20 protein-coding genes are annotated in these 24,034 nt (G+C 66.4%); 6 read left to right on the plus strand and 14 right to left on the minus strand.

The genetic code is table 11. The features are described from left to right. Positions 1-5: 5 nt before the first annotated feature. The 4 genes from G6N08_RS04385 to G6N08_RS04400 form a co-directional block, all read right to left on the minus strand. Entirely contained in the window at positions 6-2,405 is a 2,400-nt protein-coding gene (locus tag G6N08_RS04385) for an aerobic carbon-monoxide dehydrogenase large subunit (protein ID WP_163754761.1), read from the minus strand. After that, positions 2,402-2,884 carry a (2Fe-2S)-binding protein gene (locus tag G6N08_RS04390; protein WP_163754763.1) on the minus strand — a complete coding sequence of 161 codons (483 nt, stop codon included), beginning with the start codon at positions 2,882-2,884 and terminating at the stop codon, positions 2,402-2,404. The genes G6N08_RS04385 and G6N08_RS04390 overlap by 4 nt, the downstream gene beginning before the upstream one ends. Before the next feature lie 12 nt (positions 2,885-2,896). Next, on the minus strand, positions 2,897-3,787 hold the full coding sequence (locus G6N08_RS04395; RefSeq protein WP_163754765.1) for an FAD binding domain-containing protein: 891 nt from the start codon (positions 3,785-3,787) through the stop codon (positions 2,897-2,899). Positions 3,788-3,853: 66 nt separating this feature from the next. Then, entirely contained in the window at positions 3,854-4,999 is a 1,146-nt protein-coding gene (locus G6N08_RS04400; protein ID WP_170301260.1) for an XdhC family protein, read from the minus strand. A gap of 24 nt (positions 5,000-5,023) precedes the next feature. Here G6N08_RS04400 and G6N08_RS04405 point away from each other — a divergent pair, with 24 nt between their 5' ends. Continuing rightward, the gene (locus tag G6N08_RS04405) at positions 5,024-5,986 is read left to right on the plus strand and encodes a LysR family transcriptional regulator (protein ID WP_163754767.1); all 963 of its coding nucleotides are present in this window, start codon (positions 5,024-5,026) and stop codon (positions 5,984-5,986) included. 12 nt (positions 5,987-5,998) lie between these two features. Here G6N08_RS04405 and G6N08_RS04410 read toward each other — a convergent pair whose 3' ends face one another. The 6 genes from G6N08_RS04410 to clpB all read right to left on the minus strand — a co-directional run bounded on the left by G6N08_RS04410 (position 5,999) and on the right by clpB (position 12,626). Beyond that, a complete protein-coding gene (locus tag G6N08_RS04410; RefSeq protein WP_174813249.1) occupies positions 5,999-6,643 on the minus strand; it encodes a TrmH family RNA methyltransferase in 645 nt (214 codons plus the stop codon). After that, positions 6,636-7,541 carry a hypothetical protein gene (locus G6N08_RS04415; RefSeq protein ID WP_163754768.1) on the minus strand — a complete coding sequence of 302 codons (906 nt, stop codon included), beginning with the start codon at positions 7,539-7,541 and terminating at the stop codon, positions 6,636-6,638. Before G6N08_RS04415 ends, G6N08_RS04410 begins: the two co-directional genes overlap by 8 nt. Before the next feature lie 2 nt (positions 7,542-7,543). After that, the gene (gene pyrE, locus G6N08_RS04420) at positions 7,544-8,092 is read right to left on the minus strand and encodes an orotate phosphoribosyltransferase (RefSeq protein ID WP_371868991.1); all 549 of its coding nucleotides are present in this window, start codon (positions 8,090-8,092) and stop codon (positions 7,544-7,546) included. A 115-nt stretch (positions 8,093-8,207) separates the two neighbouring features. Beyond that, a complete protein-coding gene (locus tag G6N08_RS04425) occupies positions 8,208-8,984 on the minus strand; it encodes an SDR family NAD(P)-dependent oxidoreductase (RefSeq protein WP_163754771.1) in 777 nt (258 codons plus the stop codon). Positions 8,985-9,059: 75 nt separating this feature from the next. After that, complete coding sequence (ttfA, locus tag G6N08_RS04430; RefSeq protein WP_163754773.1) at positions 9,060-9,962, minus strand: trehalose monomycolate transport factor TtfA; 903 nt, start codon at positions 9,960-9,962, stop codon at positions 9,060-9,062. Between the two features lie 117 nt (positions 9,963-10,079). Continuing rightward, positions 10,080-12,626 carry an ATP-dependent chaperone ClpB gene (gene clpB, locus G6N08_RS04435; RefSeq protein ID WP_163754775.1) on the minus strand — a complete coding sequence of 849 codons (2,547 nt, stop codon included), beginning with the start codon at positions 12,624-12,626 and terminating at the stop codon, positions 10,080-10,082. Between the two features lie 220 nt (positions 12,627-12,846). Here clpB and G6N08_RS04440 point away from each other — a divergent pair, with 220 nt between their 5' ends. The 3 genes from G6N08_RS04440 to G6N08_RS04450 all read left to right on the plus strand — a co-directional run bounded on the left by G6N08_RS04440 (position 12,847) and on the right by G6N08_RS04450 (position 15,792). Next, positions 12,847-13,518: a GAP family protein gene (locus G6N08_RS04440; RefSeq protein WP_163754777.1), complete on the plus strand. Its 672-nt coding sequence runs from the start codon at positions 12,847-12,849 to the stop codon at positions 13,516-13,518. 103 nt (positions 13,519-13,621) lie between these two features. Beyond that, complete coding sequence (locus G6N08_RS04445) at positions 13,622-14,782, plus strand: FAD-binding oxidoreductase (RefSeq protein ID WP_163754779.1); 1,161 nt, start codon at positions 13,622-13,624, stop codon at positions 14,780-14,782. A 119-nt stretch (positions 14,783-14,901) separates the two neighbouring features. Further along, positions 14,902-15,792 carry an aldose 1-epimerase gene (locus G6N08_RS04450; protein ID WP_163754781.1) on the plus strand — a complete coding sequence of 297 codons (891 nt, stop codon included), beginning with the start codon at positions 14,902-14,904 and terminating at the stop codon, positions 15,790-15,792. Between the two features lie 58 nt (positions 15,793-15,850). Here G6N08_RS04450 and G6N08_RS04455 read toward each other — a convergent pair whose 3' ends face one another. From G6N08_RS04455 to dnaK, 4 genes are all read right to left on the minus strand, one after another. After that, the gene (locus G6N08_RS04455; protein WP_163754783.1) at positions 15,851-16,222 is read right to left on the minus strand and encodes a heat shock protein transcriptional repressor HspR; all 372 of its coding nucleotides are present in this window, start codon (positions 16,220-16,222) and stop codon (positions 15,851-15,853) included. Next, positions 16,219-17,409, minus strand: a complete 1,191-nt coding sequence (gene dnaJ / locus G6N08_RS04460; protein WP_163754785.1) for a molecular chaperone DnaJ — start codon at positions 17,407-17,409, stop codon at positions 16,219-16,221. The genes G6N08_RS04455 and dnaJ overlap by 4 nt, the downstream gene beginning before the upstream one ends. A gap of 190 nt (positions 17,410-17,599) precedes the next feature. Next, positions 17,600-18,331 carry a nucleotide exchange factor GrpE gene (grpE, locus tag G6N08_RS04465; protein ID WP_163754787.1) on the minus strand — a complete coding sequence of 244 codons (732 nt, stop codon included), beginning with the start codon at positions 18,329-18,331 and terminating at the stop codon, positions 17,600-17,602. After that, positions 18,328-20,187, minus strand: a complete 1,860-nt coding sequence (dnaK, locus tag G6N08_RS04470) for a molecular chaperone DnaK (protein ID WP_163754789.1) — start codon at positions 20,185-20,187, stop codon at positions 18,328-18,330. Before dnaK ends, grpE begins: the two co-directional genes overlap by 4 nt. A 537-nt stretch (positions 20,188-20,724) precedes the next feature. Between dnaK and G6N08_RS04475 the strand changes: the two genes are divergently transcribed. Next, on the plus strand, positions 20,725-21,684 hold the full coding sequence (locus G6N08_RS04475) for a PE-PPE domain-containing protein (protein WP_163756685.1): 960 nt from the start codon (positions 20,725-20,727) through the stop codon (positions 21,682-21,684). Between the two features lie 343 nt (positions 21,685-22,027). Next, entirely contained in the window at positions 22,028-23,926 is a 1,899-nt protein-coding gene (locus tag G6N08_RS04480) for a hypothetical protein (RefSeq protein WP_163754791.1), read from the plus strand. Positions 23,927-24,034 lie beyond the last annotated feature (108 nt).

Here is a 24,034-nt window from a genome sequence, read left to right on the forward strand (position 1 = left end):
ACCTTCTAGATCGGCGGTGTGGCCCGCCCCTGCATGGCCTCCCATACCCGTGACGGCGTCAGCGGCATGTCGACATGGCGAACACCGTATGGCGCCAACGCATCGACCACGGCGTTGACCACAGCGGGCGGTGAGCCGACCGTGGCTGATTCGCCGATGCCCTTCGCACCGATCGGATGGTGCGGCGACGGGGTCACGGTGTAGCCGGTCTCCAGGTGTGGTACTTCCATTGCGGTCGGGATCAGATAGTCCATCAGCGAACCGCCCAGACAGTTGCCCTGCTCGTCGAAGGCGATCATCTCCATGAGCGCCATCCCGATGCCGTCGACGATCCCGCCGTGCACCTGGCCCTCGATGATCATCGGATTGATGCGGGTACCGCAGTCGTCGACCGCCAGGAACCGGCGCACCTTCACCACACCCGTGCCGGGATCGACGTCAACCACACAGAAGTAGGCGCCGTACGGGTAGGTCAAATTCGAGGGGTTGTAGCACACCTCGGCATCCAGGCCGCCCTCGATCCCGTCCGGCAGATCACCCGCGCCGTGGGCTCGCATGGCGATGTCCTGGATCGTCACCGACGCTGAGGGGTCACCCTTGACGTGGAACTTGCCCTTCTCCCACTCCAGGTCGGCCACCGACACCTCGAGCATGCCGGAGGCAATGATCTTGGCCTTGTCGCGCACTTTGCGCGCCACCAGCGCCGCAGCCGCGCCGGAGACCGGGGTGGAACGACTGCCATAGGTGCCCAACCCGAATGGAGTCTGGTCTGTGTCGCCGTGCACCACCTCAATATCTTCGGGCGGAATACCCAGCTCCTCGGCGACGATCTGCGCGAACGTGGTCTCGTGACCCTGTCCCTGAGTCTGCACCGAAAGCCGCACCACGGCTTTGCCGGTCGGGTGCACGCGCAGCTCGCAGCCGTCGGCCATTCCCAGGCCAAGAATGTCCATATCCTTGCGCGGCCCGGCGCCAACGGCTTCGGTGAAAAACGACATCCCAATCCCCATCAGTTCGCCGCGTGCCCGGCGCTCCTTCTGCTCGGCCCGCAGCTGCTCGTAGCCGAGCATCGCCATAGCCTTGCGCAAAGTGGTCTCGTAGTCGCCCGAGTCGTAGACCCAGCCGGTCTTGGTGGTGTAGGGAAACTGCTCTGGTTTCAACAGATTTCGCAGCCGCAACTCGGCTGGATCCATGTTCAGCTCGTCGGCCAGGCAATCCACCAGCCGCTCCACGAAATACACCGCCTCGGTGATGCGGAACGAGCACGCGTAGGCCACCCCACCCGGCGCTTTGTTGGTGTACACCGCGGTCAGGTGACAGTAGGCGGCCTCCAGGTCGTAGCTGCCGGTGAACACACCGTAAAAGCCGGCCGGGTACTTCGTCGGAGCGGCCTGCGCGTTGAAGGCTCCGTGGTCGGCCAGCACGTTGGACCGCAGCGCCAGAATCTTGCCGTCTTTGGTGGCGGCGATCTCACCGACCATGATGTAGTCGCGGGCAAAGCTGGTCGAGGTCAGGTTCTCGCTGCGGTCCTCCATCCATTTGACCGGTTTGCCCAGCAACAGCGAGCCGACGATCGCGCACACATAACCGGGGTAGATCGGCACCTTGTTGCCGAATCCGCCGCCGATATCGGGTGAGATCACCCGGATCTTGTGTTCGGGCAGGCCCGCAACCAATGCGTAGAGGGTGCGGTGCGCGTGCGGCGCCTGCGAGGTGGTCCACAGCGTGAGCTTGCCGGTGACCGGATCCAGGTCGGCGACCGCACCACAGGTTTCCATCGGCGCCGGGTGCACCCGCGGATAGACCATCTCTTGTTTGACCACCACATCGGCTTTGGCAAAAGCAGCTTCGGTGGCCGCCGCGTCGCCGGTTTCCCAGTCGAAAATGTGGTTGTCGGTCTTGCCCTCCAGATCGGTGCGGATCACCGGGGCGTCGGGTTCCAGCGCCTTGCGGGCGTCGACCACCGGGTCCAGGGGCTCGTATTCGACGTCGATCAATTCCAGTGCGTCGCGCGCGGAATAGCGGTCCTCGGCCACCACGAACGCCACCTCCTGGCCCTGGAAGCGGACCTTGTCGGTAGCCAGCACCGCCTGCACGTCATTGGACAAGGTCGGCATCCACGCCAGGCCCTTGTCGGCCAGATCCGCGCCGGTGACCACCGCTTTGACCTTCGGATGTGCCTGCGCGGCAGTAGTGTCGACGCCGACGATGCGGGCGTGTGCATAGGGCGAGCGCAGGATCGCCAGGTGCAACATGCCCGGCAGCACGACGTCGTCGACGTAGGTGCCGCGGCCCCGGATGAACCGCGGATCTTCTTTGCGCAGCATCCGGCCATACCCGCATGGCTTCTGGTCGTTGTCGGCGAGGTCTTCCGGAGTGGGTGGACGAGACTCGATGGTGGTCATGCGCTGGCCTCCGCGGCGGTCTTGGGGTGCTGAGCGGCCCATTGGATGGCACGCACGATGGTGGTGTATCCCGTGCAGCGGCAGATCTGCCCGGAGATCGCTTCCCGGATAGTGGCCTCGTCCGGGTTGGGATTGCGGTCGAGCAGGGCCCGGGCGGTAATCATCATTCCGGGTGTGCAAAATCCGCATTGCAGCCCATGACAGCGCATAAACCCTTCTTGGACGGGGTCGAGCCGACCGTCGACTTCCAACCCCTCCACGGTGCGCACGCTGTGCCCGGATGCCATGACCGCCAGCATGGTGCACGATTTCACCGGAACGCCGTCGACGTCGACCACGCAGGTCCCGCAGTTGCTGGTGTCGCAGCCCCAGTGGGTTCCGGTGAGCCGTAATTGATCCCGCAGAAAATGCACCAACAGCATGCGGGGTTCGACGTCGGCGGTGACCGCCTCACCGTTGACCGTCATCGTCACTTGCATCGGCTTTTCCCTTCAATTCCCTTGCGGCAGCGGAATGTTACGAACTCGCTCGACCGCGGTGCGCAGCGTTCGCGTGGTCAGCTCGGCTGCCAGGTGCCGCTTGTATTCGGCTGTGCCGCGCACATCGGTCACCGGCTCGCAGGCTGCCGCGGCGCGCCGACCGCCTTCGGCGAAAACCTCTTCGGTGGCCGGCTTGCCGACCAACGCGCCGGAGACCTCGGCCAGGGCCTCCGCGTCGGGGTTTACCGCAGTCAATCCCACTTTGGCGGCGGCGATCACATCCCCGCCGAGGGTGACCGCAGCGCCGGCGGCGGCGACAGCCCAGTCGCCGACCCGGCGTTCCACCTTTGCGTAGGCACTTGACGTGTTGTGCCGCAATGGAATACGTATCTCCAGCAGAATCTCGTTGTGCGCCAGGGCTGTCTCATATGGCCCAGTCAGAAAGTCCCCGATCGCGATCTCACGCTCCCCCGCGGGTCCACGGGCCAGACACACCGCGTCCAGCACCGTGCACACCGTTGCCAGGTCCTCGGCGGGATCCGCTTGGCACAGCGAGCCGCCAAGGGTGCCCCGATTGCGTACCACCGGGTCGGCGATCACGCGTTCGGCGTCGCGGAAGATCGGGCACCACGCCGCCAGTGCATCGGATTCCAGCAGATCCCGGTGCCGGGTCATGGCGCCGATGCGGGCCAGCGTGGGGTCGGTGATGATGTATCCCAGCTCGGGTGCCAAATCGTTGATATCAATCAGGTACTCCGGGTTGGCGATGCGCAGTTTCATCATCGGCAGCAGGCTGTGGCCGCCGGCGATCACCCGCGCGCCCTCCCCTAACCGGTCCAGTAGTCCGATGGCGTGGTCGACGCTGCTCGCGCGTTCATACTCAAAGGGCCCGGGAACTTGCATGTGACCCACCTCATAGTCAAGGGAGCCTTAGTGTGGGCCCGCTGCTGACGTTGCGTCAACAGTGAGTTAAGGGATCACTGAACTCGTCGTCGGCTGCTGGTCGTGGTGAATCGGGCCGTCGAGATCGGCCAGCCGTCGTCCCCCGCCACCCCAGCGGCGGGCGATAATGTCCGCCGCGATCGACACCGCGGTCTCTTCCGGGGTGCGGGCTCCGAGATCCAGGCCAATCGGACTGGCTAACCGGTTCAACTCGGCGTCGCGCAGACCCGCTGCCCGCAGCCGCACCATCCGATCCTCGTGGGTGCGCCGCGATCCCATGGCGCCCACGTAGCCGACATCGAGGCGCAAGGCCAGCTGCAGCACCGGAACGTCGAACTTCGGATCGTGGGTGAGTACACAGATGACGGTGTCACGATCGACCGCGCCCGCGGCGGCCTGGGCCGCCAGATACCGGTGCGGCCACTCGACCACCACCTCGTCGGCGCCGGGGAAGCGGCCCGGCGTGGCGAACACCGGGCGGGCATCACACACGGTGACGCGGTAGCCCAGAAACGAGCCCAGCCGGGCCAGCGCGGCAGCGAAGTCGATCGCGCCGAACACCAGCAGGCGAGGACGCGGCGCATAGCTGGACACGAAGATCTCCATGCCCTCACCCAGACGCTGCCCGTCGGGCCCGTAGCGCAGCACGTCGCTGCGGCCCACGGCGAGCAGCCCCCGGGCGTCGTCGGTGGCGGCGGCATCAACCCGCGCGCTACCCAACGACCCGGTGACCGCATCCGGGCGGACGACAAGCCGGCGTCCGACGCGGCCGGGGTCGGGGTGAGCGATGACGGTCGCGACCGCCACCGGTCGGCAACTGTGGATGTCCTCGGCCACCGTGTCCAGGTCGGGGAATGTGGCCTTCGACACCGGCTCGATAAACACGTCGATGATGCCCCCGCAGGTCAGCCCGACCGCGAACGCGTCACCGTCGCTGACACCGTAGCGTTCCAGCCGCGGTTTCCCGGTGCGGGCCACCTCGGCGGCGAGTTCGTAGACGGCGGACTCCACGCAGCCGCCCGACACCGATCCGCTCACCGACCCGTCCGGGGCCACCACCAGTGCCGCCCCCGGTAATCGCGGCGCCGAGGCGAAGGTGCGCACCACGGTCGCCATGCCGGCGGTAGCATCCGCATGCCAGATCGACATCAGATCCACGATCACCTCGCGCACAAGTTCCAACGTAGGCTCAATCCCATGACGCCGGCTCAACTTCGGGCATATTCGGCCGTTGCGCGACTAGGCTCGGTGCACGCGGCCGCCGAGCAACTGGGGATGTCTGACGCCGGAATCTCGATGCATGTGGCGGCGCTGCGCAAAGAACTCGATGACCCCTTATTCATCCGGACCGGGACCGGGCTGGCTTTCACTCCGGGCGGGCTCCGGTTAGCCAGCAGGGCGGTGGAAATCCTTGGGCTGCAACAGCAAACAGCGATCGAGGTGACCGAAGCCGCGCACGGGCGCCGGTTGTTGCGGATCGCGGCATCCAGCACCTTCGCTGAACATGCCGCGCCCGGGCTGATCGACTTGTTCTCGTCGCGGGCCGACGATCTGTCCGTGGAGTTGAGCGTGCATCCCACGAGCCGATTCGGTGATCTCATCTCTTCACGCGCGGTGGATATCGCCATCGGCCCGGCCGCGGAAAGTGCAACCGGCTCGGACGGGATCGTGGTGCGCCCATTTTTGAGGTATCAGATCATTGCGGTGACTTCGCCGCACAGCCCGCTGGCGCGCGGTGTTCCCAGCCCCGAACTGCTGCGTGAGCAGGAGTGGATGCTCGGCCCGTCGGCAGGCAGCGTGGACGGCGAGATCGCCGCTATACTGCGTAATTTGGCGATCCCGGAATCACGGCAGCGAATGTTTCAGAGCGACGCCGCTGCGCTCGAGGAGGTTCAGCGTGCCGGCGGAGTAACGCTGACCATCGGCTTCGCTGTCGCCAAAGACCTTGCCGCCGGGCGATTGACGCACCTCACCGGGCCGGGACTGGACGTTCCCGGCGAATGGTGCACGGCCACCCTGCCGCCGTCAGCACGCCAGCCTGCGGTGTCAGAACTCCTGCGCTTCATCACCACTCCGCGCTGCACCCAAGCGATGATCCGGGGCACTGGCGTCGGCGTGACCCGGTTCCGCCCGAAGGTGCATGTGACGCTGTGGAGTTGATGTTTTGGCGCGCTACCAGGCGCGCTCGAGGTCGCCGTGCTGGGCGATCCAGGTGTGCATCGCGATGCCGGCCGCGACGGCCACGTTGATGCTTCGGGTGGAGCCGAATTGGGCGATGGACACCGTCATGGCCGCGCCCGCCCGGGCGTTGTCGGTGATACCCGGACCTTCCTGACCGAAAATCATCAGGCAGTGTCGCGGCAGCGTGGTTTGCTCCAGACGGGCGGCGCCGGGGAGGTTGTCGACCGCGACCACGGTCAGGCCGGCGCCGGCTGCGAAGTCGAGCAGATCGGCGATCGTGTCGTGATGGCGCAGCCGCTGGTAGCGGTCGGTGACCATGGCGCCGCGGCGGTTCCAGCGCCGGCGTCCGACGATGTGCACGGTGTCCACGGCGAACGCGTTGGCGGTGCGCACCACCGCGCCGATGTTCGCGTCGTGGCCGAAGTTTTCGATCGCCACATGCAGCGGGTGCCTGCGGGTGTCGATATCGGCGATGATCGCCTCACGGGTCCAATAGCGGTATGCGTCGACGACGTTGCGGGAATCCCCGTCGCGCAACAACACCGGGTCGTAGCGGGGATCGCTGGGCGGCGGACCCTGCCATGGGCCCACCCCGGCGGCCGGGGCACCCCATTCGGTGGGACCGGGTTCACCCATGGGTGGTCCACACCGCGGCATGAGTGCCGATCACCGCCACCGTCGCATACAGTACCGCGGCGTTGATCTCGCCCTGCGTGCACAGCGACGCGCTGACGTGCACGGCGTCCAGTGACGCCTCGGGCAGGATCAGCACCGACGCCCCATACTTCGCGCAGGCCGGGCTCAGCCCGGAGCCGGGCAGGCTGGGCGCCGCCAGCAGCATCAACGGGCCGCCGCGGGCCGCGGACTCGTCGCGATAGCGGGCGGCGATGCCCTCGGCCAGCAGGCCCAGCAGCATATAACCACTGCCGGTGAATGTCCCCGGCTCACCCAGCGACGCCCGGGTCAGCTGGGTACCGTCGGCGCGCCAGGCCGCCACGCTGGTGGTTTTAACGACCAGACCGGTGTCGTTTTTGTTGGTCGGCAACATCCCCACCGGAAACGCCGCCGGGTAGGCCGCCGCCGTGCCCGCGATCCGGTCCCGCGGCGAGTAGAGATACACCCCGCGCACCGCGCTGCGGTCTTTCAGCGGGCCCAGACACACTGTGCCGGTGAGCCGGTCGGGCGCCGGCGCAGACAGCGCCGCCGCGATGGCCTTGGGCCCTCCGATCGTGGCGTCGCAACTGCCGATGCCGGTGGCTTCCAGGGGGTGCGCCAGCGCGCCGTAGAGGCCGAAGCGAATGTCTTGGGGTTTCGCGTGCGGGGACGCCGGATCGGTTGCGGTGGCGTCGACGTCGACCAGTACGTAGTCGCCGCCCCAGCGCAGGTTAGCCACCTGGATGTGGTAGCCCAGCACCGTCAGCGACTCGCCGAGGCGAACGGCCGGGGCGCCGTAGACGCTGCGCTGCCCGGAGCCGGTGCAGGCGCCCAGACCCAGCGCCGCCACCACAAGGGTCATCGCGAGGAGAGCCCGCATCGCTAGCGGATCGGTGGCGTGTGTGACGGCTCAGCCGCTGTCAGGCCCAGATCCGCCAGGCCAAGCACGCTGCGATAGGCCAGTCCCTCGGCCTGGATCGCCGCAGCGGCACCGGTATCGCGGTCCACCACGGTGGCGACGCCGACGACCTCGCCGCCGGCTTCCCGCACGGCCCGCACCGCCTGTAACGCCGAGGCCCCGGTGGTGCTGGTGTCGTCCACTACCAGGACCCGACGCCCGGTTACCTCGGCCCCTTCGATAAGCCGTTGCATGCCATGAGTTTTCACCGATTTGCGCACGACGAAAGCGTCGATGGGGCGGCCTGGTGCGTGCATGACGGCGACCGCGACCGGATCGGCGCCCAGGGTCAGGCCACCGACCGCCGCGTAGTCCCAGTCGTCGGTGAGTTGGCGTATCAGCCGGCCGATCAACGGGGCCGCCCGATGGTGCAAAGTGGCGCGGCGCACATCGACGTAATAGTCGGCTCGCTGACCCGACGACAGGATGAAACGGCCGCGCACCACCGACAGCCGGCGCACCAGCTCAGCCAATTCGTCGCGGTCGGCCGCAGCGAGCCGCGGCCCGGTTGGCCCGGCTTCCTCGCGGGGCCTGACACGGCGCGCGTCCTCCCCCAGCCGAGGCTGTCGGCCCGGCTGCTCGCCCGACCTAAGTGCGGCCACGGCCCCGACCGATCACATTGGTGGCAACACGCACCAGGTTTCGCGGCACCAACCGTCCAGCCGCGACCATCGCCTTGTACTGCACCCCCGGGATGCTGATCACCTTGCCGCGGGCGATGTCGGCCAGGCTTGCCCGGATCACGTCGTCGACCTCAAGCCACAGAAATGACGGCAGCGATGTCATATCGATACCGGCGCGGCGATGGAATTCGGTGTGCACGAAACCCGGGCATACCGCATGAACACCCACCCCCGTGCCTTTCAACCCGCGGGCCAAACCTTCGGTGAAGGCCACCACCCAGGCCTTAGACGCCGAATACGTCGATCCCCGCCCGGGCAGCAGCCCGGCCACGCTGGCCACGTTGATCACGGTACCGGCGCCGGCGTCGAGCATGGCCGGCAACGCGGCCCGTGTCAGTTCCATCACCGCGGTCACATTGACATCCAGCTGCGCGTGCAGCAGGGCCGGATCGGCTGTCCAAAATTCACCCGATGTGCCGAAGCCGGCGTTGTTCACCAAAACCCGCACCCCGGCGCTGAGCCGGTCGGCCACCGTGGCGCGGCCAGCCGAATCAGCCAGATCAGCGGGCAAAACCTCGACACAACGGCCGGCTTCGTCACGCAACTCACCCGCCAGCCGCGCCAACCGACGGGTGTCCCGGGCGACCAGCACCAGATCGTAGCCGTCGGCGGCATACCGTCGCGCGAAACCTGCGCCGATCCCGGAGGTGGGCCCGGTGATCAGGGCAACACGGCCAGCCATCACCGACAGCGTAGCGAACGCGGTGACCGGTCCGATGCGGGCCGAGACGGATCCGGACCGCCGCCGGTGCGGCTATCAGCGCAGGTGATGCGCGGCCTGATGACCATTACGCGCCGACGGTGGGGGGCTCTGCCCAGCTCGGGAGCGGCCCTCCTCGCGGGCAGTGAAGTCACCACGCGGCAGGTCGCGGTGGGCGGGTCCGCCGTGCGACGGTTCGCGGGATTCCCCGCGCGGCGGCTCGCGGTGGCTCATCTCGGGGCGGGCCGCGCCTTGGCCGCGCCGCGGCACCGCATCTGCGCGGCCAGCCGGCGCCAGCGGACGGCTCGGTGCTGCGTTACGCCGCGCTGCCGGCTGAGATGCCATGGCCTGAGGTGTGGGTGGCAATACCCGCAGCAAGTCGTTGAACTGGCGCACCGTGCGCAATCCCTCGTCCCAGTCGGCCCGGGTGCTGGAGATCGGCATGCTGACCAATGTCCAGTTCTCCTCGTTCCACATGATCTCGGCACAGTCGGGTGCGGTGTGCGCGAAGGTGACCATGCGCCGGTCGCAGGCCCGCCGGGCGGCATCGAGGTTGGTGGAGTACACCATCCGCGGTCCGATCGCCCCGAGCAGCCACGTGTCGCTTTCGCGGGGCTCTTTCAGCCCTTTGAGCCGCATATCGAGGACGACGTTGGTGCCCACCTTGCGGTGCAGCGCGATCACCGTGGCCACTTCTTCGAGATCAAAGATGTAGACGGCCTCCCCGCGAATCTGGCCCAGGACCACGTTTTTTGCCGGCACATCACCAACGGTCGAGATCACCCCGCGTGTCCAGCGTTTGACCAAGTCGGCGGATTCCGGCTCGTAATCGAACCCGTGCGATCGCGCCCAGGATTTACGGCGCCGGCCGCGCCCACGGCGTCGATCGAGGTCGACGTACAGCAGCACCGCCGCACCGACGAAGCACAGTGCGGACAGCGTGAACCAGAGCGGAACCATCCCACGTAGCCTATCGGTTGTGAGCCCGGAACCGGACGGGCTCGCAGGTCACAACCCCGCATCAGCCTCGTGACAGCACGGCCGAGGCGTGCCCCGGCGGCAGGGACGAGTGTCGTCTCAGCCCAAAATCAGCGAGTCACCGTCGGGACTGACGTTCACCGGCACGGTGTCGCCGTCGTGCACCTGCCCGGCGAGCAGCATCTTGGCCAGCTGATCACCGATGGCCTGCTGCACTAGCCGCCGCAGCGGACGCGCCCCATAGACCGGGTCGAAGCCACGTTTGGCCAGCCATTGCTTGGCCGCCAGCGACACCTGCAGCTGGAGCCGCCGCTGGGCCAGCCGTTTCTGCAGCTGGGCCAGCTGGATGTCAACAATCTGGACCAGCTCTTCCGGCTTGAGCGGGTCGAAGATCAGCACGTCGTCGAGCCGGTTGATGAATTCGGGCTTGAACGTCGCCCGCACCGCGGCCATCACCTGCTCCTCGGTGCCGCCCGAGCCCAGGTTGGACGTCAGGATCAGGATGGTGTTGCGGAAATCGACGGTGCGTCCCTGCCCGTCGGTGAGCCGGCCCTCGTCAAGGACCTGCAGCAGCACGTCGAACACATCTTGGTGCGCCTTCTCGATCTCGTCGAACAGCACGACGGTGTACGGACGCCGGCGCACCGCCTCGGTGAGCTGGCCGCCTTCCTCGTAGCCGACATAGCCCGGTGGGGCGCCGATCAGCCGCGCCACCGAGTGACGCTCGCCGTATTCGCTCATGTCGATACGCACCATTGCGCGCTCGTCGTCGAACAAGAACTCCGCCAGCGCCTTGGCCAGCTCGGTTTTGCCGACGCCGGTGGGGCCCAGGAACATGAACGCCCCGGTCGGCCGGTTGGGGTCGGCGACGCCGGCCCGGCTGCGGCGCACCGCGTCCGAGACCGCGAGCACGGCTTTCCGCTGCCCGACGACGCGCTTGGCCAGCTCGTCTTCCATGCGCAGCAACTTGGTGGTCTCACCTTCCAGCAGCCGCCCCGCCGGGATCCCGGTCCACGACGACACCACCTCGGCGATGTCATCGGGGCCGACCTCTTCTTTGAGCATCATGGCTTCCCGCGCCTGGGCCTGCGGCAGCGCGGCATCGAGCTTTTTCTCCAGCTCCGGGATGCGCCCGTAGCGCAGCTCAGCGGCCTTGGCCAGATCGCCGTCACGCTCGGCACGCTCGGACTCGCCGCGCAGGATTTCCAGCTGTTCTTTGAGCTCGCGCACGGTGTCGATGGCGTTCTTCTCGTTCTGCCAGCGGGTAGTGAGCTCAGCCAACCGTTCTTTGTGGTCGGCCAGTTCGGCGCGCAGCTTTTCCAGCCGTTCTTTGGAGGCTTCATCCTCTTCTTTGGCCAGGGCCATCTCCTCGATCTCCAGCCGCCGCACCAGCCGCTCCACCTCGTCGATTTCAACGGGGCGCGAGTCGATTTCCATGCGCAGGCGGCTGGCCGCCTCATCGACCAGGTCGATGGCCTTGTCCGGCAGGAAACGCGCGGTGATGTAGCGGTCGGAGAGTGTGGCCGCGGCCACCAGCGCCGAGTCGGTGATACGCACGCCGTGATGCACCTCGTAGCGGTCTTTGAGGCCACGCAGGATGCCGATGGTGTCCTCCACCGACGGCTCACCGACATAGACCTGCTGGAAGCGCCGTTCCAGGGCGGCGTCCTTCTCGATGTGCTTGCGGTACTCATCGAGTGTGGTGGCGCCGACCAGCCGCAGCTCACCACGGGCCAGCATCGGCTTGATCATGTTGCCGGCGTCCATCGCGCCTTCGCCGGTCGCCCCGGCGCCCACGATGGTGTGTAGCTCATCGATGAACGTGATGATCTGCCCGGCCGAGGCCTTGATGTCGTCGAGCACGGCCTTCAGCCGTTCCTCGAATTCGCCGCGGTATTTCGAGCCGGCGACCATCGAGCCCAGGTCCAGCGCGATGATCTTCTTGTCGCGCAGGCTTTCCGGCACATCGCCGGCGACGATACGTTGCGCCAAACCCTCCACGATGGCCGTCTTGCCGACACCCGGTTCGCCGATGAGCACCGGGTTGTTTTTGGTCCGCCGCGACAGTACCTGGATGACGCGGCGAATCTCGGTGTCACGCCCGATGACGGGGTCGAGTTTTCCTTCGCGCGCCGCCGCGGTCAGGTCGGTGGAGTATTTCTCCAGCGCCTGGTAGGTGGCCTCCGGGTCGGGGCTGGTAACCCGGGCGCTGCCGCGGACCTTGACGAACGCGTCCCGCAGCGCCTGCGGGGACGCGCCGTGACCGTTCAGTATCTTGGCGACGTCGGAGTCGCCGGTGGCCAGGCCGACCAGCAGATGCTCGGTGGAAACGTACTGGTCGTCCATCTCGGTCGCCAGCTGCTGGGCGGCGTTGAGCGCCGCCAGAGACTCCCGGGACAGCTGCGGCTGCGCGCTGGCTCCGGTGATCTGCGGTAGCCGGTCGAGCAAGCGCTGCGTCTCAGCGCGGATGGTGGCGGGCACGACGCCGACAGCCTCCAGCAGCGGCGCGGCGATCCCGTCGGTCTGCGTGAGCAATGCCATCAGCAGATGAGCGGGCCGGATCTCTGGGTTACCGGCGGCCGACGCCGCCTGGAGCGCCGAGGTGAGCGCCGCTTGCGTCTTAGTTGTCGGGTTGAACGAGTCCACAACAGCCTCCATCCGGGGTCATAACCGAGGTATCGACAATGCTTGTCGCGATGTTCAACGCCGTAAATGTTGAGTCTGTTCCGCTCAAGTTTAGCCCGGTTTCGGTCGCCGGGCGTGCCAACAAGGTCGTCGAGGGCCGGCCGAGCTGCCGGAGAATCGGTGTGCACGCCGACTGGCGGGTCTGATCCGGAGGATTTGTCGGTCGGCTACGGTTCTCGGAGTGGCAACGAGCTGGGGTTCGGCGCTGACCGGGCTTATTTCCCTTGCGCTGGTGATCGCCCTGTCGCCGCTGTCGATCATCCCGGCGGTGCTGGTATTGCACACACCGCGGCCACGGCCCACCAGCCTCACCTTCCTTGGCGGCTGGCTGGTGTCGCTTGTCACGCTGACAGCGATTTTCGTCGAAGCCTCCGGGCTGCTCGGCGGCTTGCACCGGTCGCCGCCGGCGTGGGCGTCGTGGCTGCGGATCGTCGTGGGCGCGGTGCTCATCGTGTTCGGCGTTCTCCGGTGGCTGACGCGCCGCCGTCACACGCACACACCGGCGTGGATGCGGTCGCTCACCAACCTCACTCCTGTTCGCGCCGCAGCCATCGGGGCCGTGCTGGCCGTAGTGCGTCCCGAGGTGCTGTTGATTTGCGCGGCAGCCGGTTTGGCGATCGGCAGCGCGGGGCTGGGTGCCACGCGGGCCTGGATGTCGGCGGCCATCTTCGCCGCCGTCGCCGCGTCGACGGTCGCGGTCCCGGTACTGGCCTACGCCGGGGCCGGCGAGCGCCTCGAGCGACCGCTGGCCCGGCTCAAGGAATGGATGGACCGGCACAATGCCGCGCTACTGGCGGCCATCCTGATCCTCATCGGATTGCTGGTGTTGTACAAGGGAATTCATTACCTGTAAGTTACCTGTCAGTAGCGACCGCCCAAGCCCGGGCCAGTGCGGCGCGCCGTGCGCGATCGGCTCGGCTTCGCCGGGTGGCGCCAGCGGCTTAAGATCGGGGCCCGTGGGCCTGGAGGACCGCGATGCGCTGCGGGTGCTGCATGCCGCGATCGACCCCGGTGACAACGACCTGGTCCGCCGCTTCTACACCCACTGGTTTGCTCTGGACGTCTCGGTGCGTGACCTGTTTCCCCCGGACATGCACAGTCAGCGGGCCGCCTTCGCCCACGCCCTGCACTGGGTGTACGGCGAACTGGCCGCGCACCGCGCTCAGGAGCCGGTGGCGTTTTTGGCCCAGCTCGGCCGCGACCACCGCAAATACGGTGTGACCGAGGCGCACTACCAGACTCTGCGCCGGGCGCTGTATGCGACGCTGCGCAGTGAGTTAAGCGACGTGTGGACCGAGGCTCTCGACGACGCGGCCCGCCAGTCACTGAACCTGATCACCGGGGTGATGAGTGGGGCCGCCGACGCCGAAGACGGGCCTGCCTGGTGGGAGGGGACGGTGGTCGAGCACATGCGGGTGTCGCGCGACCTGGCAGTGGTGCGGCTCTACCTGGACCGCCCGCTGCCCTACCACCCCGGGCAGTACGTGAACGTCGCGATACCCCAGTGCCCGCGGCGGTGGCGTTACCTGACCCCGGCCATCCCGCCCGACGAGAACGGCGCCATCGAATTCCATGTGCGGGCGGTCCCGGGCGGCCTGGTCAGCTCGGCGATCGTCAGTGAGACACGGCCCGGCGACCGGTGGCGGCTGTCCAGCCCGCATGGCAGTCTGCAGGTCGACCGTGACGGCGGCGACGTGTTGATGGTGGCGGGCAGCACCGGCCTCGCGCCGCTGCGCTCGATCATCCTGGATCTCGCCCGCTGGGCGGTGAACCCGCGGGTGCACGTGTTCTTCGGCGGGCGCTACCCCTGCGAGCTCTACGATCTTCCTACCCTGTGGCAGGTCGCCGCCCAGAACCCGTGGCTGTCGGTCTCACCGGTGTCGGAATATCCCGACAACCCCCCGTGGGCCGCCGACTACCCCGATGTCACCCCGCCCCGGGGACTACATGTGCGCCAAACCGGTCGGCTGCCCGAGGTGGTGAGCCGGTACGGCAGCTGGAGTGACCGGCAAATCCTGATCTGCGGCGGACCGGCCATGGTGCGCGCCACCAAGGCCGCGCTGATCGCCAAAGGCGCACCGCCGGAGCGTATCCAGCACGACCCACTCTCCGGGTAGCCGACCGGGGAAGTCCGCGACGCCACACCTCTGCATCAGCCCGCACACCGCCACCATCTCAACGTCCCGTCGGCACGCCGGTGGGCATCCCTGCCATCGCAGGCTCGTAGTCTGGCTGGATGCATGTCGTCACATTGCGCGATCCCGTGTCCGCGGTGACAGCACAGTTTGTGCCGGACGCCGGCATGATCTGCACCTCGCTCAAAGATCGTGGCGCGGAGCTGCTCGGCCAGCGCGGCGGCCTGGACAGCTATGTCGCGAAGGGCAAGACCATGGGTATCCCGATTCTGTATCCGTGGGCAAACCGACTGGGCGCCAACGTATATACCGTAGAAGGCACAACGGTGACGCTGACCCCGGGCCAAAACGGTGTGCGGCTGGACCCGAACGGGTTGCCCATTCACGGTGTGTTAGCGGCCTATTCCGGATGGCAGGTGAGAACCGAATCCGCCAGTGAGCTGACCGCCGAGCTGGACTTCGGTGCGGACCCAAAGTTGTTCGCCAGTTTCCCTTTCCCGCATCTGCTCACGATGACGGTCTCGCTCTTTGCGCGCAACCTAACGGTGCGGACCACTGTCACTGCGACCGGAGACCAAGGCGTTCCAGTGTGTTTCGGCTTTCACCCCTATCTGCAGCTGCCGGGTGTTCCCCGCGCCGACTGGGTCATCGAAACACCGCCGCTACGCCACCTGCTGCTGGACCACCAAGGACTGCCTACCGGCCAGAAAACGGAACAACCCGCAGCTTGTGAAAGACTGGGCGACAAGGCCTTTGACGACGGATACGATCAGGTCGCCGACGGCTCTGTTTTCGCCGTTTCCGGTGGCGGCCGCCGTCTGGAAGTCCACTTCGAACAGGGCTATCCGGCTGCGCAGATTTTCGCGCCGACAAGCGAAGACGTGGTGTGTTTCGAACCAATGACGGCACCCGCCGACGCATTGCGCCGCGGTGGCTACCGGCTCGCACGCCGAGGAGAACCCGCCGCCGCCGTGTTCGCGATCCGCGTCTAAACCGGCCGGCGACCCAGGGCCACGTGCCACCAGTTGAGCGAGGAACCGACCAGCTCAACTACCGCCGCGGCTGCCAGACCACCAACGCGGTGCTCTTGGGTAACAGCGCCAGATCACGGCGGCGGCTGGCCCGCAAAGCTTCCAGCTCCGCGGTCATCTCCTTGATCCGCGCCTGCAGCGCCTCAACCTGGTTGGTGAGCTCGATGATCCGCTTGATCCCGGCAAGATTGACACCCTCGTCTTGGGAGAGCCGCTGCACCTCGCGGAGCAGCTCGATGTCACGTTCCGAATACCGCCGCCCCCCACCGGAACTCCGCCGCGGGGTCACCAGCCCGAGCCGGTCGTAGGTGCGTAGCGTCTGCGCGTGCATCCCGGCCAGCTCGGCGGCCACCGAGATCAGGAAGGTGCGGGAATCGTCTTTTTGACTCATTTCCGGTTCCCCGCCCATCCGGCTCTCGGATCAAACCCGCTGGCCCGCTCAGCGGCAGCATAAGCTTCCAGCGCCTCCTTGGCCGCGCCGTTCAGATTTGGCGGAACCGCGACCTTTACCGTGACCAGCAGATCGCCGCTGCCGCCGCCGCGTTTGGGAATACCGCGTCCACGCACTCGCAGCACACGCCCGTCCGCGGTGCCCTTCGGCACCCGAACACCGACTCGGCCGTCGAGCGTTGGAACTGAAAGTGTTGTACCTAAAGCTAATTCGGCGAAGCTGACGGGAACCGTCACGGTCAGGTCGTCGCCGTCGCGACCGAAAACCGGGTCGGGGCGCACATGCACGGTCACATACAGGTCGCCGGACGGGGCGCCACGCAAACCGGCCTCACCTTGTCCGGCCAGCCGAATCCGCTGCCCGTCCTCGACCCCGGGTGGGATGCGCACGTTGATGGTGCGGGTGCGCGTCGTCACTCCGGTTCCCTTGCATTGCGCACACGGATGCTCGATGATCGACCCGCTGCCCCGGCAGTTGGTGCACGGCTCAGAGAAGCCGAATGCTCCCTGATTGCGACTGATCACACCCGAACCGTTGCAGCTGGGGCACACTTTCGGGCTGGTACCCGGCCGCGCGCCGCTGCCGTGGCAATTGGTGCACGGCGCCGGGCTGGTCAGCCGCAGCGGCATCGCCACGCCCTTGGCGGCTTCGACGAAACTCAGCTCAGTCTCGGTCTCCAGGTCGTTACCGCGTCGCGGTCTGCTCGGGCGCTGTGTCGCGCCACGGCCGAACAAGCCTCCGAACAAATCGCCGATCGTCGTTCCACCGGTTTGGCTGGCAGCGTCGAACAAATCGCTCAGGTTGAATTCGACGCCGTCACCGCCCATACCGAACCCGCCGAAGTTGGTGCCGCCATAGCCGGCACCGAACCGGCGACCGAAGCCACCGCCGGCGAACAGGCGGCGGGTTTCGTCGTACTCTTTGCGTTTGGCCGGGTCTGAGAGCACGCTGTGCGCTTCCGACACCGCTTTGAACCGTTCCGCGGCCTGCGGGTTGTTCGGGTTCGCGTCAGGGTGCAGGTCGCGCGCCAGCTTACGGTAGGCGCGTTTGATTTCCTCCGGGCTGGCGTCGGGGGAGACGCCGAGCTCCTTATAGAAGTCTCTCTCGACCCATTCGCGCTGAGCCATATCGCGTCACCCCCTCTCACCTTCCTCTATGCCGTTACCTGCCGTCGGGCCCAGCCTCATTGCCCGACTCCTCCTCACCCCGCTCCACGGGCCGCATCGTCGTCGGGCCCGGCCTGATTGCCCGACTCCTCCTCACCCCGCTCCACGGGCCGCATCGTCGTCGGGCCCAGCCTCATTGCCCGACTCCTCCTCACCCCGCTCCACGGGCCGCATCGTCGTCGGGCCCGGCCTCCGGTACTACTGATTCTGCGTCCCGCTCAGCTGAGGCGATGTCGTTATCGGATGTCGCGACAGCCTGTGTTTCAGCGGGGACATCAACCGTGTCGGTGGTGTCAGCGGCCTCGGCGGCCTCCTCGGGGATGGTGTCGACCACGACCACCAAGGCATGCCGCAGAATCTGGTCGCCGAGTTTGTAGCCCTGCCGCAACACCTTGCCGATCACCGGCTTGGTGCCCTCAGACCCGTCGCCCTCATGCTGCACAGCTTCGTGCAGCAGCGGGTCGAAGTCGTCGCCCTCGGCGCCGAACGCGGACAGACCCAGTGCGGTCAGCGCGCCGGTCAGCTTGTCGGCGACCGACTTTAACGGACCGGATTCCAAATCACCGTGGCTACGGGCACGCTCGAGATCATCGAGTACACCCAGTAACTGACTGAGCACAGTGGCTTTGGCCCGGTCTGCTGCCGCTTGCTGGTCGCGCAGCACGCGCTTGCGGTAGTTGGCGAAGTCGGCTTGCACCCGCTGCAGGTCGGCGGTCAGTTCGGCGACCTTGTCCGCGGTCGCTGCATCGGCCGGGGCCGCCGAACTCGGCGCGGTTTGCGCCGAAGCGGACGCAACGTGACGCACTTCGCCGGTTTCCGGGTCGATCCGCCGCTTGTCGGTAATCGTTACCTGTTCGTGTGCGTTGCCGTTGCCTTCTGTCACTTGGCCTCCCGATCGTCGTCAACCACCTCCGCGTCCACGACATCCTCGGCGCTGCCGGCCCCGTCACCGCTGGCGCCAGCCCCGGCAGCCTGCGCGGCCTGGGTGGCCTCGTAGATCGCCTGGCCAAGCGCCTGCGACTCGTGGCCCAGCTTCTCCATCGCGGACTTGATCGCGTTGATGTCGGTGCCTTCCAGCGCTTTCTTCGCGTCGGCGATGGCCGCGTCAACCTTGTTGAGCACGTCAGCAGGAACTTTCGAGCCGCCCTCGGCCTCACGCTGCTCCTTGACAAACTTTTCGGTCTGATACACCAGCGTCTCGGCCTGGTTGCGCACGTCGGCTTCCTCGCGACGCCTGCGGTCCTCCTCGGCATGCGCCTCGGCGTCCTTGATCATCCGGTCGATCTCTTCCTTGGACAGCGCCGACCCTTCCTGGATGCGGATGGTGTTTTCCTTGCCGGTGCCCTTGTCCTTGGCGGTGACGTGCACGATGCCGTTGGCGTCGATGTCGAAGGTGACCTCGATCTGCGGCACGCCGCGCGGTGCCGGTGGGATACCGGTCAGCTCGAAGGAGCCGAGCAGCTTGTTGTGCGCGGCGATCTCGCGCTCACCCTGATAGACCTGGATCATCACCGACGGCTGGTTGTCGTCGGCGGTGGTGAAGGTTTCGCTGCGTTTGGTCGGGATGGTGGTGTTGCGCTCAATCAGCTTGGTCATCACACCGCCCTTGGTTTCGATACCCAAGCTCAGCGGCGTCACATCAAGCAGCAGAACATCTTTGACCTCGCCCTTGAGAACGCCGGCCTGCAGCGCGGCACCCACCGCGACGACCTCGTCGGGGTTGACGCCCTTGTTGGGCTCCTTGCCACCGGTGAGCTCCTTCACCAGGTCGGTCACCGCGGGCATCCGGGTGGAACCACCCACCAACACGACGTGGTCGATGTTGGCTACCGAGATGCCGGTGTCGGCGATCACCTGCTGGAACGGTTTGCGGCAGCGGTCCAGCAGATCCTGGGTGATGCGCTGGAACTCCGCCCGGGTGAGCTGCTCGTCGAGGAACAGCGGGTTCTTATCGGCGTCGACGGTGATGTAGGGCAGGTTGATCGAGGTGCTCGGCGACGAGCTCAGCTCGATTTTGGCCTTCTCGGCCGCTTCCTGCAGCCGCTGCATGGCCATCTTGTCCTTGGTCAGGTCAATGCCGGTCTGGGCTTTGAACTTGTCGGTCAGCCACTTGACGATCCGCTGATCCCAGTCATCGCCGCCGAGGTGGTTGTCACCTGAGGTGGCCCGGACCTCGACCACGCCCTCGCCGATCTCCAGCAGCGAGACGTCGAAGGTGCCGCCGCCGAGGTCGAACACCAGAATGGTCTGTTCTTTCTCGCCCTTGTCCAGGCCGTAGGCCAGTGCCGCCGCAGTCGGCTCATTGATAATGCGCAGCACGTTGAGACCCGCGATCTGGCCGGCTTCCTTGGTGGCTTGCCGCTGGGCGTCATTGAAGTAGGCGGGCACGGTGATGACCGCATCGGTGATGTCTTCACCCAGGTAAGCCTCTGCGTCGCGCTTCAGCTTCATCAAAATCCGGGCGCTGATCTCCTGGGGCGTATATTTCTTGCCGTCAATCTCGATCTTCCAGTCGGTGCCCATATGCCGCTTGACCGACCGCACGGTGCGCTCGACGTTGGTTACGGCCTGGTTCTTGGCGGGCTGGCCGACCAGCACCTCGCCGTTGCGGGCGAACGCGACGATCGACGGAGTGGTGCGCGAGCCCTCGGAGTTGGTGATGACGGTGGGGTCACCACCTTCGAGGACACAAACGACGGAGTTGGTGGTCCCGAGGTCGATACCGACCGCACGAGCCATGATGAATCCTCCTGAGTATGAGCGTGTTCGTGCACTATGCTGAGTGAACCCCGCTCAAGCCTGCCCCCGGCCGCGCCGCCTGTCAAACGCAGGGTTGAGCTAGGTTCACTCAAGTTGTCGATCGGGTTAACGGCGCTGGTTGGTCATTTGTTCCCGCGGATGTGGATTTGTGGATTCCCGGGTGTCCTGCCGGTTCCCCGAACTCATGTGGCCCCATGTCGACGTTTCCGACCGTCTGTCGCGTTTCGCGGCTGACGGTCTGGCCCGCAAGCCGGCAGCGACCGACAGGAAGCGGCCCGGTGTCACACCTCGCGCCGCGACAAAAGCTCGCGAGTATCCCCGCTGTCCAACCACCCCACCGACATCGCCGCGGTGAGCGGGCCGCTGCGGCTACCCGCAACGGACTCACCTGAGAATGCCCGATTCCCGGGAACTTCGTGAATCGGCGATTACCTTTAGGCGCGACGATGCGACCAGATCACACGATGGGCGCGCCGGAGGGCAAACCGGAGAGCAAAGGAGGCAGCGGTGAACAAAATGCTCGCGTACGGAACCGCCGTTGGCCTGATCGTTGGCGTAGCCGGCGCGGCGATCAACCACTTCGCCCACGCCGAGGTGACCCTGCTGTCCGCGGACGGCCCGCTATCCGGGAGCGACACAGCGATCATCCTCGGCGGAACCACCGAGCCCACGCCGTCCACCGCGTTCGCGCAGGCCGTCGAGAATCTGTATCTGCACCCGCTGGGTTTCGACGACGGTGCGACCTACTCGACCGTCTGCGACATGATCGGGACCAACCCGTGCAGCGCACCGCTGCAGGTGCTGACCACACCCGAACTGGTCCAACAGGGCCCGAGCAGTCTCACCGCCGCGTCGGACGTCGTGCTCGCCGTGGAAAACGAATTCAACGCGGACCCGGGCGCTTTCAGCGCCGAGCACCCGCTGACAATCTTCGGATACTCCCAGAGCGCCACGGCCGAGTCGATCGCGATGAGCCGACTCGCAGAAGCCGGCATCCCCAGCGCCGATCTGCACTTCGTGTTCATCGGCGACCCGTCCGCCCCGGGCGGTATATGGCCCAACCTGGAACCGGACCTGGATGCGATATTCGGCCCAAGCCTGACGAACGCCATCGTCACGAATCTCGACCTTAACGGCGTGCTTGGCAACGTGACACCCGACGATGTGTACCCGGCGACGATCTACACCCTGGACACCGACGGGGTAGCCGACTTCCAAGAAGACTTTAAGGCCGGAGGTCTGCTGGATCCGTTCGTGCACTTATTCGTCCAGCACGTGGAATACCTGGGCCTGACGCCGGCACAGATCGCTGACGCGACCACGTCGACCGTTGGCGACCTCACCTACGTCGACATCTCCGACAAGATCAATAACGTTGACGCGTGGATCGGTGCAATTGAGCACGGGGTCGCCAGCAGTGGATTATTGGAGAGCGTATTCGAGTCTCTCGTCCTGTATTTCGGCAATATGTTCTGACCTGACTTGTGGGCACACCCGGCAGACGCTGCCAGCGCGGTTGCCGTGGTGATCGGTGGTCAGCGGGGTGCGCAGCAGGCCGACGGGCCTTCGTCTGGAGGGCGTCTGGCCGGGTGAGCGTGGCAGAAACCCCGCACCGGATGCGCCGCCGGCTGACAGCAATCAACCAAAACATTCGGGTGCGACCGGTTCCGGCGAGGCGCCGACGATGTTTCGCGGACATTCCGCGAGCCGAGCCGCCCCGTTGACAGTCATCTCCCGCTACTAGACAATTGCCCAATTGCCGCACTGCTTGACGGCTCCACGTGTAGCGTTGTCGGAGCAGGTGGTCAGGAGCGGGAAGATGACCGAGAACTGCACAGCTTCTCGCACCCGCCGACGGCGCAGGCGCGCAGCGCTGGCCGGCGAGGCTTTGATCGCTGCCGCGGTGGTTGGGCTCGGCGTCGCGCACCTCGATGGAGCCGCCCCGGTGCACCCGCTGAGCGCCCTGCTGCACCTGTTGACCGCAGCAAGCCCGACGGGCCCCGACGCCTTCACCATCGGCCCCTATACCTTCGATCCCTTCACCGACCTGGACTGCTCGTACTGCGCCGAGGACCGCATCGACCCGTTCGGCGTCTCCGGCTTCTCCATCCCCACCGAAACCAGCGAAGGTTGGACCACGTTCTCCCCGATCGGCTCGGCGGCACCGTTATTCGAGCTCGGTGGCGGGACAGACAGTGGTATCCCCCTTGCCCCCCAATTCCTCGCGGTGTTCAACTCCAGCGGCACCGTCGTCGGGGTCATCGACGTCTCCAACGTCATGGCGACCGTGATAGGCAACCCCAACCTGGAGATGACCATCGTTGGGTCGTGGCTGCCCGATGGGGCACCCATCTCGGAGCTGCCGTCGGGAGCGGTATACGACATCTTCAACCTCAACCTGCCCATCCCCGACTTCCCGCCCTTGGCGAACGTCTACGTCGCCAATCCGGGAATGTCCCCTACCGTGCAAGACTTCATCGTGACCTCGTCCGGCGCCCAAAACGTCGACGCTTCCGTGGTCTTGCCGAACAACTTCGGCACACTCGACCTGCAGAACCTGTTAAATGTCAACGCCGCCGCGACGATGGCGCCCGGTGACGCCTTCACCGGTCTGCAGACGACCGCTGACAGCAGTATCAGCGCAGACGCCTTCACCATTGGCGCTTTCACCTTTAACCCCATTCTGTCCAGCGGCGCCGTGGGTTATAACACGATCGATTTTCTTGGCGGCGCCCCGCCGCTGCTGGACCTCGGCGGGGGCATCATCGATGGCAGTTCTCTGCTCACCCAAGAGTTTGATGTGTACAGCGGCACCACCGAAGTCGGGTCAATCGACACCAATGAGATCGTGGCCACCTTCTTGGGCATGACCAGCACGGAGTTCACCGTCACCAGTGCCACTCCGGCCAGTGGGGAAACCACCGCAGACCTGCCGGCGGTAGGAACGGTATACGACGTGTTCAACGTGTCCCCGCTGGGCATCGGCGACGATGAGATCGTCTACATTGCCACCCCGACAAGCGCTACCGAGACCCTGGTGACGCCGACCGGCGACATCCCCCTCCCGGTCCCCTTCAATGCCGCCATCGGACCCGACATGGGCACCGCGTTGGCTGCTCTGTCAGCGAACCAACCGTACGACAGCGTCATCAGTCCCCTCGCCTTCACCATCGACGGCCTCACCTTCGCCCCCGAATCGTCTACCGGAGCATTAGCCACAGCCTTCAACGCAGTGCCTATCACGGTTACTGCCCCGGCGCTGGTCCCGTTGGACCTGCAGATCGGCGGCGGCTATGCGGACGGCTTCACCCTTGCGTCGCAAGAATTTTTCGTCTACGAAGGCAGCGGGTCAACTGCCACCAACATCGGGTCGCTGAACTCCATCGTGACCGTGACGAACCTCTTGGGCTTCACCAGCACGGAATTCACGGTCAGCAGCACCACCGAGGCCAGCGGGGCAACCACCGCCCCGCCGGCGGTGGGGACGGTCTACGACGTGTTCAAACTGGCCCCCGACATCGTCAACGTCTACAGCGCCACCCCGACCGGTGATGTCGCCGACACCCTGATAACGCCGTTGGGGCCGCTCTTCGACGTGAATCTGTTAATCCCTGGAATCGACGCCGCAGCGCCGCTCAACCCCGGCGACGCGATCCCCTCCGGACTTGATGTGGCGTCCGCGGCCGCGTCCGTTTTGGGGGCGCTCCTCCCCTTCTGACGCTGCGCTGACGTCAACGTCTGCCACTCAAGGTCGCCCCGCGGCTGCCGGCCCCGCCCACGGGCCGGCCCGTGCCCGTCGTCAGGCTGCGGGTTCGATGGTGACGTC

Source organism: Mycobacterium botniense (assembly GCF_010723305.1).
In the GTDB taxonomy this organism is placed as follows: Bacteria; Actinomycetota; Actinomycetes; order Mycobacteriales; family Mycobacteriaceae; genus Mycobacterium; species Mycobacterium botniense.

Excerpts from the sequence above, each read along its gene's own strand:
- G6N08_RS04410 (WP_174813249.1), bottom strand. The coding sequence starts at position 6,643 with ATGGGTGAACCCGGTCCCACCGAATGGGGTGCCCCGGCCGCCGGGGTG.
- G6N08_RS04455 (WP_163754783.1), bottom strand. The coding sequence starts at position 16,222 with ATGAGTCAAAAAGACGATTCCCGCACCTTCCTGATCTCGGTGGCCGCC.
- G6N08_RS04475 (WP_163756685.1), top strand. The coding sequence starts at position 20,725 with ATGCTCGCGTACGGAACCGCCGTTGGCCTGATCGTTGGCGTAGCCGGC.
- G6N08_RS04425 (WP_163754771.1), bottom strand. The coding sequence starts at position 8,984 with ATGGCTGGCCGTGTTGCCCTGATCACCGGGCCCACCTCCGGGATCGGC.
- G6N08_RS04415 (WP_163754768.1), bottom strand. The coding sequence starts at position 7,541 with ATGCGGGCTCTCCTCGCGATGACCCTTGTGGTGGCGGCGCTGGGTCTG.
- dnaJ (WP_163754785.1), bottom strand. The coding sequence starts at position 17,409 with ATGGCTCAGCGCGAATGGGTCGAGAGAGACTTCTATAAGGAGCTCGGC.
- G6N08_RS04390 (WP_163754763.1), bottom strand. The coding sequence starts at position 2,884 with ATGCAAGTGACGATGACGGTCAACGGTGAGGCGGTCACCGCCGACGTC.
- G6N08_RS04395 (WP_163754765.1), bottom strand. The coding sequence starts at position 3,787 with ATGCAAGTTCCCGGGCCCTTTGAGTATGAACGCGCGAGCAGCGTCGAC.
- dnaK (WP_163754789.1), bottom strand. The coding sequence starts at position 20,187 with ATGGCTCGTGCGGTCGGTATCGACCTCGGGACCACCAACTCCGTCGTT.
- ttfA (WP_163754773.1), bottom strand. The coding sequence starts at position 9,962 with ATGGTTCCGCTCTGGTTCACGCTGTCCGCACTGTGCTTCGTCGGTGCG.
- G6N08_RS04450 (WP_163754781.1), top strand. The coding sequence starts at position 14,902 with ATGCATGTCGTCACATTGCGCGATCCCGTGTCCGCGGTGACAGCACAG.
- G6N08_RS04480 (WP_163754791.1), top strand. The coding sequence starts at position 22,028 with ATGACCGAGAACTGCACAGCTTCTCGCACCCGCCGACGGCGCAGGCGC.
- G6N08_RS04385 (WP_163754761.1), bottom strand. The coding sequence starts at position 2,405 with ATGACCACCATCGAGTCTCGTCCACCCACTCCGGAAGACCTCGCCGAC.
- G6N08_RS04405 (WP_163754767.1), top strand. The coding sequence starts at position 5,024 with ATGACGCCGGCTCAACTTCGGGCATATTCGGCCGTTGCGCGACTAGGC.